The sequence below is a fragment of the Cellulosilyticum ruminicola JCM 14822 genome (genome assembly GCF_001311925.1).
Lineage (GTDB): Bacteria > Bacillota > Clostridia > Lachnospirales > Cellulosilyticaceae > Cellulosilyticum > Cellulosilyticum ruminicola.
Genome location: NZ_BBCG01000007.1, coordinates 92,777 through 109,756 on the forward strand (window position 1 = coordinate 92,777; position 16,980 = coordinate 109,756).

General features: G+C 31.1%; 16 protein-coding genes and 1 pseudogene. 2 read left to right on the forward strand and 15 right to left on the reverse strand.

The features are described from left to right. Nucleotides 1-119: 119 nt before the first annotated feature. The 11 genes and pseudogenes from JCM14822_RS24810 to JCM14822_RS04175 all read right to left on the reverse strand — a co-directional run. Nucleotides 120-626 (reverse strand): annotated as a pseudogene (locus JCM14822_RS24810) (IS982 family transposase); the annotation flags it as partial. A gap of 272 nt (nt 627-898) precedes the next feature. After that, the gene (locus tag JCM14822_RS04135) at nt 899-2,230 is read right to left on the reverse strand and encodes a nucleotide sugar dehydrogenase (RefSeq protein WP_054739940.1); all 1,332 of its coding nucleotides are present in this window, start codon (nt 2,228-2,230) and stop codon (nt 899-901) included. 200 nt (nt 2,231-2,430) lie between these two features. Then, complete coding sequence (locus JCM14822_RS04140) at nt 2,431-3,153, reverse strand: glycosyltransferase family 2 protein (RefSeq protein ID WP_054739942.1); 723 nt, start codon at nt 3,151-3,153, stop codon at nt 2,431-2,433. Between the two features lie 224 nt (nt 3,154-3,377). Then, entirely contained in the window at nt 3,378-4,358 is a 981-nt protein-coding gene (locus tag JCM14822_RS04145) for a glycosyltransferase family protein (protein ID WP_054739944.1), read from the reverse strand. Between the two features lie 27 nt (nt 4,359-4,385). Beyond that, nucleotides 4,386-5,378, reverse strand: a complete 993-nt coding sequence (locus JCM14822_RS04150) for a polysaccharide biosynthesis protein (protein WP_054739946.1) — start codon at nt 5,376-5,378, stop codon at nt 4,386-4,388. 149 nt (nt 5,379-5,527) lie between these two features. Continuing rightward, nucleotides 5,528-6,589: a glycosyltransferase gene (locus JCM14822_RS04155; protein ID WP_054739948.1), complete on the reverse strand. Its 1,062-nt coding sequence runs from the start codon at nt 6,587-6,589 to the stop codon at nt 5,528-5,530. Between the two features lie 12 nt (nt 6,590-6,601). Further along, a complete protein-coding gene (locus JCM14822_RS04160; protein WP_054739950.1) occupies nt 6,602-7,312 on the reverse strand; it encodes a glycosyltransferase in 711 nt (236 codons plus the stop codon). Between the two features lie 38 nt (nt 7,313-7,350). Further along, entirely contained in the window at nt 7,351-8,061 is a 711-nt protein-coding gene (locus JCM14822_RS04165; protein WP_054739953.1) for a glycosyltransferase, read from the reverse strand. Between the two features lie 209 nt (nt 8,062-8,270). Then, entirely contained in the window at nt 8,271-8,666 is a 396-nt protein-coding gene (locus JCM14822_RS21520) for a tetratricopeptide repeat protein (protein WP_242861391.1), read from the reverse strand. Between the two features lie 11 nt (nt 8,667-8,677). Beyond that, complete coding sequence (locus JCM14822_RS21525) at nt 8,678-9,349, reverse strand: glycosyltransferase family 2 protein (protein WP_242861392.1); 672 nt, start codon at nt 9,347-9,349, stop codon at nt 8,678-8,680. 60 nt (nt 9,350-9,409) lie between these two features. Then, nucleotides 9,410-10,177 carry a glycosyltransferase gene (locus tag JCM14822_RS04175; RefSeq protein WP_054739955.1) on the reverse strand — a complete coding sequence of 256 codons (768 nt, stop codon included), beginning with the start codon at nt 10,175-10,177 and terminating at the stop codon, nt 9,410-9,412. A gap of 183 nt (nt 10,178-10,360) precedes the next feature. Between JCM14822_RS04175 and JCM14822_RS04180 the strand changes: the two genes are divergently transcribed. Further along, a complete protein-coding gene (locus JCM14822_RS04180; protein WP_054739957.1) occupies nt 10,361-11,296 on the forward strand; it encodes a hypothetical protein in 936 nt (311 codons plus the stop codon). Between the two features lie 94 nt (nt 11,297-11,390). Here JCM14822_RS04180 and JCM14822_RS04185 read toward each other — a convergent pair whose 3' ends face one another. Next, nucleotides 11,391-12,077: an L-ribulose-5-phosphate 4-epimerase gene (locus JCM14822_RS04185; protein ID WP_054739959.1), complete on the reverse strand. Its 687-nt coding sequence runs from the start codon at nt 12,075-12,077 to the stop codon at nt 11,391-11,393. Between the two features lies 1 nt (nt 12,078). Further along, nucleotides 12,079-13,704, reverse strand: coding sequence for a xylulokinase (locus JCM14822_RS04190; RefSeq protein WP_054739961.1), 1,626 nt, complete (start codon nt 13,702-13,704; stop codon nt 12,079-12,081). 130 nt (nt 13,705-13,834) lie between these two features. Between JCM14822_RS04190 and JCM14822_RS04195 the strand changes: the two genes are divergently transcribed. Then, complete coding sequence (locus JCM14822_RS04195; protein WP_054739963.1) at nt 13,835-14,752, forward strand: ArsR/SmtB family transcription factor; 918 nt, start codon at nt 13,835-13,837, stop codon at nt 14,750-14,752. 4 nt (nt 14,753-14,756) lie between these two features. On the opposite strand, the gene JCM14822_RS04200 is transcribed toward JCM14822_RS04195, so the two are convergent. Together JCM14822_RS04200 and JCM14822_RS04205 are read right to left on the reverse strand one after the other, a co-directional pair. Further along, nucleotides 14,757-14,999, reverse strand: coding sequence for a DUF6171 family protein (locus JCM14822_RS04200; RefSeq protein WP_054739965.1), 243 nt, complete (start codon nt 14,997-14,999; stop codon nt 14,757-14,759). Beyond that, complete coding sequence (locus JCM14822_RS04205) at nt 15,000-16,502, reverse strand: alpha-N-arabinofuranosidase (protein ID WP_054739966.1); 1,503 nt, start codon at nt 16,500-16,502, stop codon at nt 15,000-15,002. Nucleotides 16,503-16,980 lie beyond the last annotated feature (478 nt).

Genomic DNA, 16,980 nt, shown 5'->3' on the forward strand with positions numbered 1-16,980 from the left:
AACGACATGTGCTAGATTATCTCAACTTATAAATAGGATAAATATGGTAATACATCAAACTGTATAATCCCTAAAATAATTATACTAAGATCTATTTATCCAAATATTAAATGCTTAATCTATCCAGTTTCTTTATTTCCAAGGCATTTGTTCATGAAATATGCGATGTTATGCCCTAAAATTTTACTTTGAATCCTTGCTTTTAAGCCACTTATTGAATTGGCTAACACCTCATTGATATGGAATTGTTCTGCTAGCTGCGAGAATGTAGTTTCTATACATCTTCGATGCTTACTGATCCAGTTTCTTAAATCTTTTGGGTAAGGGTTCTTACTGTTATTTCTTTTTAAAGCTAGCAAGATCATATTTTTATCATTTTTCAGTTCTTGGGCAATATGATCACCTATGTATCCTTTGTCACCTAGAACAATAGGTTGATAGACATCTGATAATAATTCCCATAGAATAGCACGATCATCTACGTTGCCAGCTGTAATTTCAATTTCTGCAAGATAACCATCTAAAGTAACTGCAGCATGAAGCTTTAAACCGTAATAAGTCTCTTTTTTAGATGCACAGTAACCATAAGATGAAATATCTCTAAATCGTTTGCTAAAATGAGCTCTGACATATGATGTCCCCCTATTTTTGTGATGTAAAAGTAAGATATCATATGATTGGAGCTTATTCTACTTGTAAATTTAACTAGCACAACTCGTTATCTTACTAAGCATATACAATCTTGATTTGTTTGATGAATTAAGCTATTTCCTGCATACTTCATAAATAATTCCATTCGCCTATCTGTCCATTTTTTTGTTCGTGCTTTAATAAAAATTTCCTCTAATTTAGGATGTATATGATTCTTTGATAAAAAACAATTACTTATATGCTCCTATTAGTTTTCTAAATACATACCTTCTATATTTTGACCTAATTTAATAATCTTATGATTCTCAATATCTTTACAAACATTTCTTGTATCATAAATAAGCGTTGCTTTTTCTACCAACCAATTATAATCTATATTACTATGATCACTTAAAAGCACGACGATATCAAATTGTTTAATCGTCTCTTCATTAAATACAATGCCTTTTATAACTTTATCCTTATAGTTAAAACTTTCAATATATGGATCATAATATTCTACTGAGGCGCCTTGTTTCTTTAATAACTCATAAACTTCTAAACTAGGTGATTCCCTTAAATCACTAATATCTTTTTTATAGCTCATGCCTAATAATAATATTTTATTTTTTCTAATACTCTTACCTTGTTGGCATAATATCTTACCAATCTGATGTACCACATAATAAGGCATATTGCTATTAATATCTGACGCTGTTTCTATAAAACGGTTAAAATAATTATATTTCTTAGCTTCCCAGGATAAATAGAGCGGATCAAGTGGAATACAGTGTCCACCTACACCTGGACCTGGATAAAATGGCATAAATCCAAAAGGCTTACTAGATGCACCTTTAATAACCTCCCATATATCTATTCCCATTCTTTCACACATCATAGTCATTTCATTAACAAGTGCAATATTAACACAGCGGAATGTATTTTCTAAAACTTTAGTCATCTCAGCAACTCTCGTTGTTTTAACCCCCACAACCTTTGGTAAGAAAGATTCATATAATGTTTGACCTATTTGTAGACACTTTTGGGTGCTTCCACCTATAACTTTAGGTGTATTTTCTACTGAGAATTTTTTATTCCCTGGGTCTACACGTTCTGGTGAATAGCATACATAGAAATCTTCTCCAACCTTCCATCCCTTTTCTTTTTCTACATAACCTTCAATAAGTTCTTCAGTTGTTCCTGGATATGTTGTACTTTCTAATGAGATTAATATTTGTTTTGTTAAATATGGCAAGACACCTTTCATAGCCTTAATAATATATGATAAATCAGGTTCTTTTGCCTTATTAAGAGGTGTAGGTACGCATATGATAATAGCTTGAACATTACTAATTAAGCTATATTCTGTAGAAGCATTAAATAAGTCATTTTTTAAACTTTCTTGTAAACATTCATCTTTTACGTCAATTATGTTAGAATGTCCGTTATTAATACTTTCAACCCTTTGTGCATTACAATCAATTCCTTGTACATAATATCCTGCTTTAGTCAGGGCCATACTCAATGGCAAACCTACATAGCCTAGTCCTATAACGGCTATTTTTATCTGCCTATTTTTTATTGCATCTATAAAATCCATTATTAAACCCCTTTCTACTTCCAAATGCTTATAACCCTCTTTATTAACTTTTTACAAATTTATCTATGTGTTTTGCTTCTATTATAAGATATGTATATTTTATACATTTTGTTACATTAGCCTTCTTTTTTCTCCTCTAGCTTAAGATATTTAACAAAATCCCCATGAACATAGATTTGTCTATCTTCATAGGGATTTAACTATTTAATCTGTTCTACAAAATAACAGGCTTCCTCATAACTCATAAATTGATTCCAGCAGCCTTTACACTTCTTCTCTAATGCATCTGATGTAATTTGCCATGTATGCTGCATAGCATCCTTATTTCTAAAACATAAATAATTATAATTAGAAGTACTATAGCATATTAATCCATGCTTTCTGCATTTATTAAAAAAGTCTGTGTCCGTCCCTGATTTAAGGTGTGCAAATTGTATTTTAGCAAAGATATTTTTTTTAGCACCAATAGTGGCACCCGCTCCTCTTGTCACGCGCCTATTTTTTCCGGAAGTAGATAATATCATGAGCTTACCAGAAGCTTCTAAATAATAAAATATGCTTTGCTTGCACACTACATCGCAATTTTCCATCTTAAATGCATTGTACATTTCATTTAAATATAGTGCCCCATAATAATCATCATCATCAAACTTAGCAATATGATTGTACCTTGCTATTTCTACACCCATATTAAGACATTCGCCTAACGTTTTACTAGCTGGCATGTAATAAATATGAATATTTAATGTATTAAAATGTGCTATCTGAGGAGCTGTAAACCACCTTCTGTCATCATTAATAATTAAAATAAGCTCTTTACTTATAAATCTTTGTCTTAAAAAATTAGAAACGATTTGAGGTACATATGCTTCACGTATAGTGGGAGTAATAATTGAAATACCCTCCTCCCAAGTTATAGCCATAGCTTCTCCTCCTCTGATATACTCCTTAACTTTTCCTAATATCCGCTCTTTGGTATATTTTATTTTTCTCTTCTTAACGCTCCCTCCCTTTACATAGTAGCATCATAAAGCTACTTCATTATATGGCTACTTGTGTCTAAAAGTTGCTGCTTCATAAAAAAGTATCCCCATAGATTCCTAACAGAATATCTAAAGGTATATCTCTTTATAGTACTTTAATTTTCTCACAAAACTCCAATTTCACCTAACATACCTTGTAGCCTATGTTTATACGTATACTGAGTCATTACTTTTTTATAACCATTCTCTTTAATCTTGTTATATTCATCTATGTGTTTTGTATAATACTCTATATAATATAAGGCTTCTTCAGTTGAATTTACAGCAATCAAATCTTTACCATTTTCAAACTCTTCATTTATACCCCCTGTATTATAAGTAAGAACAAATCCTTGAGAACCTAAAATATCGTATGTTCTCTTTGTAACATGATATTTTGAATTTTGTGTGGCTAGATTCATATAACAGCTACCATAAACATCTTTAAGCACAAAATAAGGACATATTCCATGATAACAATTTTCTGGTGTTTGATTCGTCCAATGACTATATAAGTCTTTCATCCCTGCACTGCCCCATAAATCCACCTTTATTCTATTTTTAATTAAACCACCATATAAAATATCTATAGATTGTCCCTTATAAAATCTTGTATCAGTCATTCTCCCTTTATAATCATTAGCAATATACGTAATCATTCCTTTATATTTCTCATTAGCTTTTACCTTATGAAATACTTCTGGATTGATGCCATATCGCATAATCCCTCCACTAAACCCCTTAGTCTCATAAAACGCTAATGCTTCTTTACAAACTGTAAATATCTTATCTGGATAGGTCTTTGAAATCAGCATATATTGATGTACTTTTGCATTTAACCATCCATCCGTATCCCAATGAATATATTGATATGTTACATTCCCTGAACGTTTACCTAAATATTCCATAATTTCTGGTCTTCTTATACCATACAAGGGTGAACCAAAAGTCATAATTAAATCTGGCTTATATTCTTGAATTTCTTTATCTAAACTTTCTTTCATTCTGTGATTTTGACTTATCCTTACATTACATCCTATCTGTTTATATCCCCATTGTAAATCATAAACAAACGTATTTTGATCACCTAATAATAAAACTTTCATATTCTCTCTCACTAACCTTATTGATTTTTATTTTAAATATTTTCCTTTTTTTAACAAAAGTGTAATATCTGATTTTTCTAAAATAAAATCTGCTGATGTATATCTTATAAAATCCACTTTTTTTAATCCTAATGGTGTGTAATGTTCTTTAAGTCCAGGTATGTCTATCGTTGGCATAATCACATAATAGGTTTCATCATACATATAAGTATGACCTGATTCATGTTCAGAAACTAAGACCTCATCCAGTTTTTCACCTGGCCTTATACCTATATTTTCAACAACAATATTTTTTTCACCACTATCTTCTATTAATACTTCTGCCACATCCTTAATGCGATAAGCCGGCATACGCATAACAAAGATTTCTCCACCTACACTTGCTTGAACAGCTTTAAATAATAAACTAATCGCTTCTGGTAATGTAATAAAATATCTTGTCATCTTAGGATCAGTAATTGTTACTTTCTTTAATTCTTTAATTTGATTAATAAAAAATGGTACTACACTTCCGTTTGATCCTAGTACGTTCCCTGCCCTTATACAAACAAATTTAGTATTCTTAGAAATTAAATTAGCTTGAATAATAAGTCTTTCTCCTACAGCTTTAGTCATACCATATAAATTAAGTGCATCTACTGCCTTGTCTGTAGATACATCGATTACTTTTTTTACCTTATTTTTGATACATGCTTTTATTAAATTTTGTGTTCCTACAATATTCGTCTTAACAGCTTCATTAGGTTGCAATTCACATATAGGTACATGTTTTAATGCTGCGAGATGAAACACATAGTCTACACCTTCTGTTGCTGCTGTAATAGCCTCTAAATCTCTAATATCACCTATAACAAATTTTAAACGAGAATCTCTAAATTCTCTCTCCATCTTTACTTGTGATAATTCTCCTCGACTAAAAATACGTATTTCTTTAGGTGATTCTTTTAAGAGTTGTCTTACAAGTTCATGTCCCCAAGAACCTGTTCCTCCTGTCACAAACACAACTTGATCTTTATACATCGCGTTCCCTTCCTTCAGCAAATTAATACGTTTTTTACCAACTTACTACATTATATGTTGATTTCTCCTTTTTGCTACTGCGTATATATCTGATATAAATAAAGATAAAAAAGCAGATAAGCTAAGCTTATCTGCTTTTTTATCTTTATTTATATTAAATTTTTAATATATCGTGCAGCTATACTGGCACCATTGACTCTAATAAGTGTCTTAGCGTTTATTTGAAGTATTCTTTGATTACTTACAATATAATCTAGTTTTTCTTTAATGCTTTCAGGTGTCACATCTATCAGTACAGTTCCAGCTCTTGCATCTTCTACTTTTTGTACTCTAGCGACCTGATCATCTCTACCTGTTTGAGTATTTGGCACAAAAATAGTGGGCACTCCAAAAAATACAAGTTCATGCACCGTATTATAACCCGCAGCAGATATGGCTCCATCTAGTCCCTTAAAATATTTTGCATTTGGAAAGCTCCTTATCACTTTAACCCTTGGATGCCTTATATCTATTGATTTTCCTATAATATATTCTCCTAATAAAACATGATATTTAGGATTCTCTACAATCTTATCCACTATCATTTGCAACGTAGTCTCTATATCATTTATAAGTCCTGCACCTAATTGCACATAAAAGAGTTTTTCATCCATCTTAATACCTAATTCTTCTCTTACTGTTTCTCTGTCAAGAGCCTCCTGTTGGTCTAATAACATAATAGGATTGGTATACACCTTGCCAGGTCCCCTAGAAACATTAATCTCATTAATTTCCCGTGGTACAATAGTAAGGTCAAAAAACTTCTCCTTATCTGCTAGGCTATCAACATTTTGTTTATAGCATTCTCTTTTAATCCAAATAGTTTTATAATTACGTACCTTATTAATATTTGCCAAAAGTCCTGCATAGGGTATTGCCCCATCAAATACAATCGCTGCTGGCTTATGCATATTGATAATATCCTTAAGTTGCCTCTTTAAAAACTCATTCCATGCCCCACCATTTAAACCGTTAGGCATTAAGTTTTTAGTAGGTACATAGTAAAACATAAAACCACTTTCGCGTAAAACTTCTATTGCTACTGAAGTGGTTAGAAAAACTATTTCATACTCTTTATCAAGAGCTCGTAATCTCTTGGCTATTGCCAATCCCCTAGTTAAATGACCTAGTCCCGCACCATTTGTAACCATGAATAAGATTGTTTTCTTCATGCAGCCTCACCCCTAGTTAGACAATCTATCCTGCATTCCAAACTCCTTTAATATCCTTTCTTTATTTTCTCCCTCTATTAATGCTTTTTTGTTAACTAATCCTCTAAAATTAGATACATTCTTGCCATGTATTGTAACTAAATAATTTAAACCCTCTATAAGTTCATACTTCCACATTTTAATGACATTCCCATGTCCACCTGGCGTATTATAACGAAAACCATCTATATAATCCTGCACTTTATAAATAAAAGTATAAAATGGTGGTGAAGGTTGATAATATGTTGCTAATCTGTCATCGGTGCCATCATACATATAGCCATTTTGAGTGATAATAACTTGCGTATCCTTTTTAGGCTTATAATCATATAATTTTTGAATAAAGTCCTTGTGATATAGATTATCTGAGTCTAACCTAATATGATATAAATAATCATAGTTATTAATATCTTTCATAACAGCCTTACTATTACTATAGGTTGTATCAAAATGTATATTAGGAGGTAATGGCAGTCTTTTTGCCAAGCATTCATTTATAATAGGCATAGTGGTTTTATCACAACATAAATAAACTTCAAAGTTCTGATTTGTTTGGGCCTTCATACTCTTTAATGTATATTTTTCAAAAATACCTATACGCTCATCAATCCATTCCTTGGTTAATCTAGCTGGTGTATAATTTATTGTATTAAAAAGAATCCATACTACTATTTTTTTACACATGGCTAATCCTCCTATTTAAGTGCTTGCTTTTAGCTTCTTTACAAAGTATTTATAAGTCTGCAAGCCTCCTCATATTCTATTTGCTCTGCTACTATTTTATTCCTAGGATTTTTTAAGAAAAACTCAAAAGGTTTTTGATAAGTATGCACACTTATATCCGTACTTCTAACTGCCATGAAATTATGACTAGATGTAGAATATATTTTATATCTTGCAGCCCTACATGCTTTCATTAAAACAGAATCACATCTGTCTATGCTCACATAATTTATATTGTTAAAAATCTCTTTTTTGAAACAGGTTGTGGCTCCACCACCTTCTGCTCCATACCTATTTTCTTTGCCACTTCCTCTTTTCATCAATATCTTAATTTCTTTAAAATAAGTATAAAAACTTCCTTTATTAATAATATCGCAATGCTTGGTTTGAAAATTTTCATTGATTTCTTGTAAGTATTTCTCTCCATAGAAATCATCATCGTCAAATCTAGCTATATAATCTAACTTTGCTTTAGATACAGCTAGATTAAGACACTGGGCTAAATGCAGTCTAGCAGGTAAGCGATATACGTGTATACTCGAATCTTTCGCTATATATTTGTCAAATATAGCAGTCTGCATATTATCATTATTAATAACAATGATTAATTCTTTATGCTTATATTCTTGTCTATAGTAATTCTCTATTAAATGTTCAATGCAATCTTGCTTTCTTGTAGGCGTAATAATAGATATTTTTATTTCTTGCATATCACTTTACCTCTCCCATTTTTTATACTATATCCATAATATAAATCACATTTAAGTTCCTTCTATTACTTTTGTTTCATATACTAATCAACTATTTCTATTACTACTATAATAGAAAGCACTTTAATGTATTCTTTATTTTGCATATATATTAAAGGCATTGCTTTTCAATACGTTACCGCAATGCCTTTGTTTTTATTTATTCACTTTTACTTCTTCATCTTCATTTTTGCTAAAAGATAACGATTACTTAACATCTTCTCATCATTAGGTTTGATTTGAGCTACCTTTTCATTATAATAAACAGCTTTCTCTATATCGCCTAATTTATAATAACAAATTACAATCTCCATATAAGGCACATAATCCCAATACATTGGTTTAATCATACCAATTGACTCTTCTGGCTTAATTGTATAAGGTGCTAAACTATACCAAGCAATTGCCTTCTCAAACTCATTTCTTACCTTATAATAATGCCCTATCTTACAACAAATCTCTGCTCTTGGTACATCTATCTCAAAATATTGTAGCAATGCCTTAAGGCAATTTTCATTATCCCTTTTTATTGCATAGCAATCAGATAACTCAATACATGCATTCAAATAATTAGATCTTAATGCACCACGGTATTTAAAAACATTTTATAATACACCATAGCCTTATCAATCTGCCCATTTGCAAATAATTCTCTTGCATAGTAAAAAGCTTCCTTATCTGAAATCTTATTTCCCTTTGCTAAATAGCTTTCAAAAATTTTTAGATTCCGATCTCCTGCACTATGCATTTTCATATGAACTATAGGAATATCTATCTTCACGAGTTTTCCTGAACTTATAATATATTCATGTACGATTCCTTCCCACTTAAATCCCTTTTCTCTTTTAATAATTCGTTCTCTCCAAAAGATAGAATCAATTTCATTATTTTTACTATCTTTAATCATATAATATGGCATATAAACTACATCCACTTCTGGTTCTAAAACTTGCTTTAATTTCAATAAATCTCCTTGAGCCTTTTGAGTTAAAACATCGTCCGCATCTAACCATATAATATAGTCCTTAGTAGCCTTAGAAAAAGAGAAGTTTCTAGCTTCTGCAAAATTATCTGTCCATACAAAATCATAAACTTGACTTGTATATCCCTTAGCGATTTCTTTACTCTTATCCGTAGATCCTGTATCTACTATAATTATTTCATCCACAATTTCCTTGACGCACTCTAAACATCTTGCTAATACTCCTTCTTCATTTTTAACAATCATACATAGACTTATGCTAATCATATTAAACTCCCATTTCTACTGCTACTGTATACTATGATGCTTTTATGCTAATTATACCTTTCATTTATACCTATAATAAGTCACTTCTTTGCATGCTTCTTCTAGACTTATATGCCTAATACCATATTCTTTATCTGCTCGTGATTCTAAAGCTTCCTCTGAAATCTGCCATGTATGTTCTAATACATTTTCTTTCCTTATACATAAAAAGTTATAACTTGTTGTACTATATACCTCTAATCCAATACTCTTATTCCTATTAAACAAATCTAAATCTACACCTTTATTTAAATTCCCATATTGTATTTGATTAAAAGCTTCCCTTGTCATGCTAATAGTAGCACCTGCTCCATTCTTAGCAGGCTTACCTTCTTTTAATAATGAAGGTATTACAATTAATTCTCTATAACCCTTTAAATAATAAAATATCTTAGATTTACATACAATATCACAACCTGTTCGTTTAAAAGTATCATATACTTCTTTTAAATAGTGCATACTATAATAATCATCATCGTCGAATTTAGTAATATACCTATAATAAGTCCGCTCATATCCATAGTTTAAACAAATTCCCAAATTTATAAATTCAGGTAATTGATAAATTCTAATATCTACTCTTTCTCTATACTTTTCTTTAATATTCTTTTTAGTAATACAATCATTATTTAAAATAATAACTAATTCTTTTAAGCCAAAAAATTGACGGTCATAATTTGCTACAATATTAGGGATGTATTGTTCTCTCTTTGTAACAGCCACTACAGATATACCTTCCCCTTTTGTAGCATATAAGAATTGATTTTGTTTCTCTAACATCCCATCCATTTCTAATCTCTCCATAGCTTAAAAATTTATTTTACCCCTAATATAATAATATTAATGTACCATATTTCATGTGTCACTTTTTAAAGAGCTTGAACTTTTTTTACATTTAATTCCCATTTTTTTACCTTCTTGCATATAGTATAGTAGCTATTTATTAATCTATCTTATTAGGAGGTTTTTTACATGTCATTACACAATCATGTCATACACAAAAACACTATAGATTCTAGTTCATCTGATAAACCATGCAAAAACAAATGTTCCAAAAAGTCTAATTCTCATAGAAATTCTTCATCATCATCTTCACATTCTAGTGACCCTAATAAATCTGGTAAGCCTCATAAGCATCCTAAACCTCATAAACATGTTAAAAGAGACAGTCTAGCTTTTACAAATCATGAACTCAAAAAAATTAATAAAAATATGTTTGGTATTCAAAAAGGTATCGCTTGCCCTAAATCTGCTATAAGCGATCTTAACTGTGAAGTAACAGATATTGCTAATGCTATTTTTGATGAAACAATAGGTTTAGCCGCTATTACCAATACTTTAAATAATCCATCTTTCGGGCTTGCTGAAATTAAAGCTGAAGTTGCTGCTATCGAAGATGTTGTATTAGCTCCTGCTTTTAATACTATTGCTACTAATATTGTTACTATTCTTGAAAACGTTACAAATCCTTCATTCGGTCTTGAAGAAATTAAAGCTGAAGTTGCTAATATTGAAACAGCAGTTCTTGATAGTGGTTCTGGCCTTAGCGCTATTAGTGCAATGACATCTGATATTCAATCTACGGTTGCTAACCCAGATTTTGGTTTACTTGCACTTTCTAATACATCTAACACCATATTAGACACCTTAACAACTACTGAAAGTGGCGGCCTTCCTCAAATTTCTACTGATACTGCAAACTTATCTGAAGCTGTTTTCAGTGCTTCTTTCGGACTTGAAGAAATTCAAACACAAGTGCTTACACTTCAAAATGAAATAAATGACTTAACAACTCTTCTTAACTCTATTAATGCACAACTTCAAGATCCACAAACTGGCCTTGTTGAAATTAAAAATGAAATTAGAACAATTGAAGCTGGCGTTGCTACATTATTAAATAGACCATAAAATTTAACACCATTTCTGTTGAAATAATCAAAAAAGGCAGTGCTTCGAAATTGTTTATAATTTCAGAGCACTGCCTTTTTAATAACCTTTTTATTTATTGACCATAATAAGCATTCTTGCCGTGTTTTCTCATAAAGTGTTTTTCTTTAATCATGTCAGGTGCATGCTGTGCATGATGATTGATACTTTCTGTTTGATAAGCCATTTTTGCCACTTCCTCTAAAACAACAGCATTATGCACAGCTTCCATCGCATCTTTTCCCCATGTAAAGGGTCCATGATTCACACATAAAACACCTGGTACATAATTAGGATTTAATTTTTTAAATGTCTCGATAATCACAAGCCCTGTATTTTTTTCATAAGCTTCTTCAATTTCATCTTTTGTTAAGCTTCTTGCACAAGGAATATCCCCATAGAAATAATCTGCATGAGTTGTCCCATAACATGGAATGCTTCTACCAGCTTGTGCCCATGAAGTCGCCCATGGTGAATGTGTATGCACAACCCCTCCTATTTCAGGGAAGGCTTTATAAAGCTCTAAATGTGTTGGTGTATCTGAAGATGGTTTATATTTTCCTTCGATTTTATTTCCTTCTAAGTCCATAACAACCATATCTTCTGGTTTTAATTCATCATAATCTACACCACTTGGTTTAATAACAAAATAACCTGTTTCTCTATCTATACCACTTACATTTCCCCAAGTATAAGTAATCAGCTTTCTTTTTGGTAATTCCATATTGGCTTTATAAACTTGCTCTTTAAGTTCCTCTAACATTTTATTCACTCCAATTTAAAGATTTTACTGCTGCACTTTCTATATCAAGACATTTTTTATAACGTACCATAAAGTCTTCGAACCCTTTTACATCATTTGCATCCGGCGCCATCTTACTCATTTTTTCATTCACAAATACATCTTGAGCTAAATACTCTTCTAAACTTCTATTGGTAACACCATCAAGTTTAGCTTTCATATACTTAGCAAGTACTGCGATTCCCCAAGCACCACCTTCTCCAGCATTCTCCATAACAGATACTGGTGCATTAATAGCAGCTGCTAATATTTTTTGACCTACGCCTTTAGTCTTAAATAAACCACCATGACCTAAAACTTCATCTACAGCTACTTTTTCTTCCTTCATTAAAATATCTAATCCAATTTTTAAAGCACCTAAAGCTGTAAATAAATGTGCACGCATAAAATTAGCTAAATTTAATTTAGATTGTGATGACCTTACAAATAAAGGTCTACCTTCTTCAAAGCCAGTAATATGTTCACCTGAGAAATAATTATAAGCAAGTAATCCGCCTGCATCAGGTTCTCCTTCTAAAGCTTTTTCATATAAAACTGTAAATAATTTATTTTTATCCACACTTGCACCTAAAGCTCCAGCAAATTCTTCAAACATATTAATCCAGCTATTCAAATCAGAAGTACAGTTATTACAATGTACCATAGCTACTAATTCACCAGTTGGTGTTGTTACTAAATCAATAGCATCATATACTTTAGATAATTCTTTTTCTAAGACAATCATAGCAAATACAGATGTTCCTGCTGATACATTTCCTGTACGTTTCATCACACTATTAGTAGCTACCATACCAGTTCCCGCATCTCCTTCAGGAGGACAAATAGGAATGCCTGCTTTTAAACGTCCTGTAGCATCTAAACATTTTGCACCTTCTTCAGTAAGTCTTCCACCTAACTCACCAGCCACTTTAACCTGTGGTAAAATATCTTCAAGTTTCCAAGCATATTTCTTATCTTCAATAGCTTGATTAAACTTAGCCACCATTTGTGCATTATAATTCTTAGTTTCTAAATCAATAGGGAACATCCCTGAAGCTTCACCAACTCCCATTACCTTTTTCCCTGTAAGCTGCCAATGAATATATCCTGCTAAAGTTGTAATGAAGTCAATTTCTCCTACATGAGTTTCCCCATTTAAAATAGCTTGATATAAATGAGCGATGCTCCATCTTTGTGGAATATGATAGTTTAATAACTCAGTAAGTTTCTCTGATGCTTCCCCTGTAATCGTATTACGCCATGTTCTAAATGGCACTAATAATTGCCCTTCTTTGTTAAAAGGCATGTAACCATGCATCATCCCACTAAAACCTATAGCACCTATGTTTTCGATGTATACACCATATTGATTATATACTTCTTCAGCCATATTACTATAGCAAGCTCTAAGTCCTTCCCAGATAACTTCTTCACTATAAGTCCATACACCTTCCTCAAATTGATTTTCCCATTCATGACTACCTATAGCAATTGTGTTATTTTCTTCATCTACTAATACTGCTTTAATACGTGTAGAACCAAATTCAATTCCTAATACTGCTTTCCCATTTTGAATTATTTCTCTTACTTTTTCATTTGCTAAAGTCATTATACAGCCCCCTATCGACTTTTTTATGATATGACAATTATATTTTAGTATCTAATTTTATGTTTGACTATTATTTTCTGTATAATTATAATATTTTATATATTATTAAAACATAACCTTGGAGGTTCCTATGTTACATATTAAAACTTTAGATGAAGGGCTTAATATTTTTAAAGCTCTAGGATCAGAAATTCGAATAGAAATTATTAAGCTCTTGCTTGCTAATCCAAATTACAATATGAATGAACTAGCTAGTCAGCTTAATATTACAAATGGTGCACTTACAAGCCATATTAAAAAATTAGAAGACTGTAGCATCATTGCTACTTCTAACGAGTATACTGGTCACGGTAATCAAAAGAAATATTCTGTATGTCTCGATAAACTTTTAATTGATTTAGCTTTACAAAATACTACTAATGATGTTTATCAGGCCGAAATTAAGGTTGGACATTATTGTAATTATGAAATCTATCCAACTTGTGCACTCTCTTCTAAAACTAAAATTATAGGCGAAGTTGATGATGCTAGGTATTTTGCACATCCTGATCACTATGACGCAGATATTTTATGGTTCACAAAAGGATATGTAGAATACATCATTCCTAATTTCATTCCTATTTCCCAAAAAATTGACCAAATTTCAATTTCTGCTGAACTTTCTTCTGAAGCACCTGGTTATAATGCAGTATGGCCTTCTGATATTCATTTCTATATTAATGATATCTATGTTGGCAAATGGACAAGCCCTGGTGATTTTGGAAATGTAAAAGGTATTTTTACCCCTGATTGGTGGCCTCGTGGCTGGAATCAATACGGTCTTTTAAAAATGCTTGTGATTAATGAAGAAGGTACCTTTATTGACGGTACACGTATCTCTGATGTAACCATTAATCAATTTAAATTCGATTATAAAAGTACAATTAAATTTAAATTAGGCGTTCCTAACACAGCTCATTATATTGGAGGTCTCACAATCTTCGGTAAGAATTTTGGAAATTATAATCAAGACATTAATGTCCAAATTAACTATAGTCCAATAAAATAAGTATTCACCATTTTTTATATGGGCAGCTATTATGACTAATAGCTGCCCTCATTTCTACAAAACACCCACAATATTTACACATACCATTTATAAGTGCATCGCAGTCTTTACAAGTCTGCAATCTCATCTTATATACTGATTCATCTGTTTTAATTTCTTCATCTAACCCATTAATATAATCATACATATTTTGATATTCTTTTTTGTAATCTATATCTCTTATAAGACATCCCTTACATACACGCATCTAGAATACCTCTAAGTGTAATACGCTGCATGGTGGAATTGTAAATTTAATGCCTTGATCTGTTAACTCATATGCATCAAATGCTTCTAATTTTACTACATCTGGATTTTCAAAAGTATTGTAGGCATTAATATTACCTTTTAAAATAGTTCCATTAACATTTTGAGCTTTAAAATCTACTAATAGACTTTCTACATCATAGCTTTCATCTGCTGATAAGTTATTAATAGTCATATTAATATGCCCTTCTTCATTCATAGAAACAGATTCAACAAGATTTGGCACTTTAGATTCTTCAGTACCTATTAGACTTGTTTGTAAATAACTGTCTACTAATGTAGCTTCTTGATGATTTTTGTAGAGATAAAATACATAATATGTAGGTGTTAATACCATTTTTTCTCCCTCTGTTAAAATAACAGATTGAAGTACATTTACCATTTGCGCAATATTAGCCATTCTTACACGTTTACAGTGTTTATTAAAGATATTTAAATTAATTCCAGCAACAAGTGCATCTCTCATTGTATTTTGTTGATATAAGAATCCAGGATTTGTTCCAATTTCTACATCAAACCAGTTACCCCATTCATCAACCATAAGCCCTATATTTTGTTCTGGATCATATTCATCCATAATTGTACTATGACGTGTAATTAATTCTTCCATATTTAATGTAGCTTTAAGTGTTTTATACCATTCTTCTTTACTAAATCCAGTAGCGCTTCCTTTATGGAACCAATCGGGCCCTGTAATTGTATAATAATGAAGAGATAAACCATCCATTAAACCATGTGCTTCTTTTTGAACGCCTTTGAAACATTCTTCCATTACTTTTTTAGTCCAGTTATAATCATTACCATTAGGACCACAACAAATCTTATTGATTGGCTTATCACTATTATAATTTCTTAAGAATGTTTGATATTGACGATATTGATTTGCATAGTATTCTGGTGTCATATTACCACCACAACCCCAGTTTTCATTCCCTACACCAAAGAATTTAATATTCCATGGTTCTTTACGTCCATTTTCTTCTCTAAGTTTAGTTAATGGAGAGCTTCCTCCGAAAGTCATGTACTCTACCCATTCACTCATTTCTTGTACACTACCGCTTCCCATATTACCATTCACATAAGCTTCACAGCCTAACTGATTACAAAGTTCCATAAATTCATGTGTACCAAAGCTATTATCCTCAACTACACCGCCCCAGTTTGTATTAATCATTTTTTTTCTAGTTTCTTTAGGACCAATACCATCTTTCCAATGATATTCATCAGCGAAACATCCACCTGGCCATCTTAATACAGGTACTTGCATTTTCTTTAATGCTTCAACTACATCATTACGCATTCCATTAGTATTAGGAATAGACGAATTTTCTCCTACATAAATCCCTTCATAAATTCCTCTTCCTAAATGCTCTGCAAAATGCCCATATATTTCTTTATTAATTTTTCCCTTTTTAATATTAGGATTTACATACATTTTTAACATCATATATCCCCCACTTATATCTTTTTTATAGAATATATTATTAATATTCTTAATTAAATACATGGTAAATATAACTTAAATACACTCGAATATCAATATTTTTTTAACCTTTTTAAATATATTTGTTTACATTTCACTAAAATATTTTACTTTATAAATACAATTGCCGATTTTTTTGTGCAACACGCTACCATTTATTTTTCTCTATCAACCAGTTCCTTCCTCAAGTATAACCAAAATAAGTGTAGCTATTTTATCAATTATATCTGACTTAATAACTACACTTTCATAGTATGAAAAAGGATTATATTCTTTCTACTTTTCATATATCCTTTCATTTTTCTAATCTATTCTACTTAACTCTGTAAGCTAATCAGAAATTACTTTTGTATCTTTATACTCCTTAATAATCTCTTCGAATATATCTTTCATGAATTTAATGGCAAAAGTCAACATTCAAGTAAGTTATATAATTCTC

Excerpts from the sequence above, each read along its gene's own strand:
- JCM14822_RS04135 (WP_054739940.1), bottom strand. The coding sequence starts at position 2,230 with ATGGATTTTATAGATGCAATAAAAAATAGGCAGATAAAAATAGCCGTT.
- JCM14822_RS04140 (WP_054739942.1), bottom strand. The coding sequence starts at position 3,153 with ATGGCTATAACTTGGGAGGAGGGTATTTCAATTATTACTCCCACTATA.
- JCM14822_RS04145 (WP_054739944.1), bottom strand. The coding sequence starts at position 4,358 with ATGAAAGTTTTATTATTAGGTGATCAAAATACGTTTGTTTATGATTTA.
- JCM14822_RS04150 (WP_054739946.1), bottom strand. The coding sequence starts at position 5,378 with ATGTATAAAGATCAAGTTGTGTTTGTGACAGGAGGAACAGGTTCTTGG.
- JCM14822_RS04155 (WP_054739948.1), bottom strand. The coding sequence starts at position 6,589 with ATGAAGAAAACAATCTTATTCATGGTTACAAATGGTGCGGGACTAGGT.
- JCM14822_RS04160 (WP_054739950.1), bottom strand. The coding sequence starts at position 7,312 with ATGTGTAAAAAAATAGTAGTATGGATTCTTTTTAATACAATAAATTAT.
- JCM14822_RS04165 (WP_054739953.1), bottom strand. The coding sequence starts at position 8,061 with ATGCAAGAAATAAAAATATCTATTATTACGCCTACAAGAAAGCAAGAT.
- JCM14822_RS21525 (WP_242861392.1), bottom strand. The coding sequence starts at position 9,349 with ATGATTAGCATAAGTCTATGTATGATTGTTAAAAATGAAGAAGGAGTA.
- JCM14822_RS04175 (WP_054739955.1), bottom strand. The coding sequence starts at position 10,177 with ATGGATGGGATGTTAGAGAAACAAAATCAATTCTTATATGCTACAAAA.
- JCM14822_RS04180 (WP_054739957.1), top strand. The coding sequence starts at position 10,361 with ATGTCATTACACAATCATGTCATACACAAAAACACTATAGATTCTAGT.
- JCM14822_RS04185 (WP_054739959.1), bottom strand. The coding sequence starts at position 12,077 with ATGTTAGAGGAACTTAAAGAGCAAGTTTATAAAGCCAATATGGAATTA.
- JCM14822_RS04190 (WP_054739961.1), bottom strand. The coding sequence starts at position 13,704 with ATGACTTTAGCAAATGAAAAAGTAAGAGAAATAATTCAAAATGGGAAA.
- JCM14822_RS04195 (WP_054739963.1), top strand. The coding sequence starts at position 13,835 with ATGTTACATATTAAAACTTTAGATGAAGGGCTTAATATTTTTAAAGCT.
- JCM14822_RS04200 (WP_054739965.1), bottom strand. The coding sequence starts at position 14,999 with ATGCGTGTATGTAAGGGATGTCTTATAAGAGATATAGATTACAAAAAA.
- JCM14822_RS04205 (WP_054739966.1), bottom strand. The coding sequence starts at position 16,502 with ATGTTAAAAATGTATGTAAATCCTAATATTAAAAAGGGAAAAATTAAT.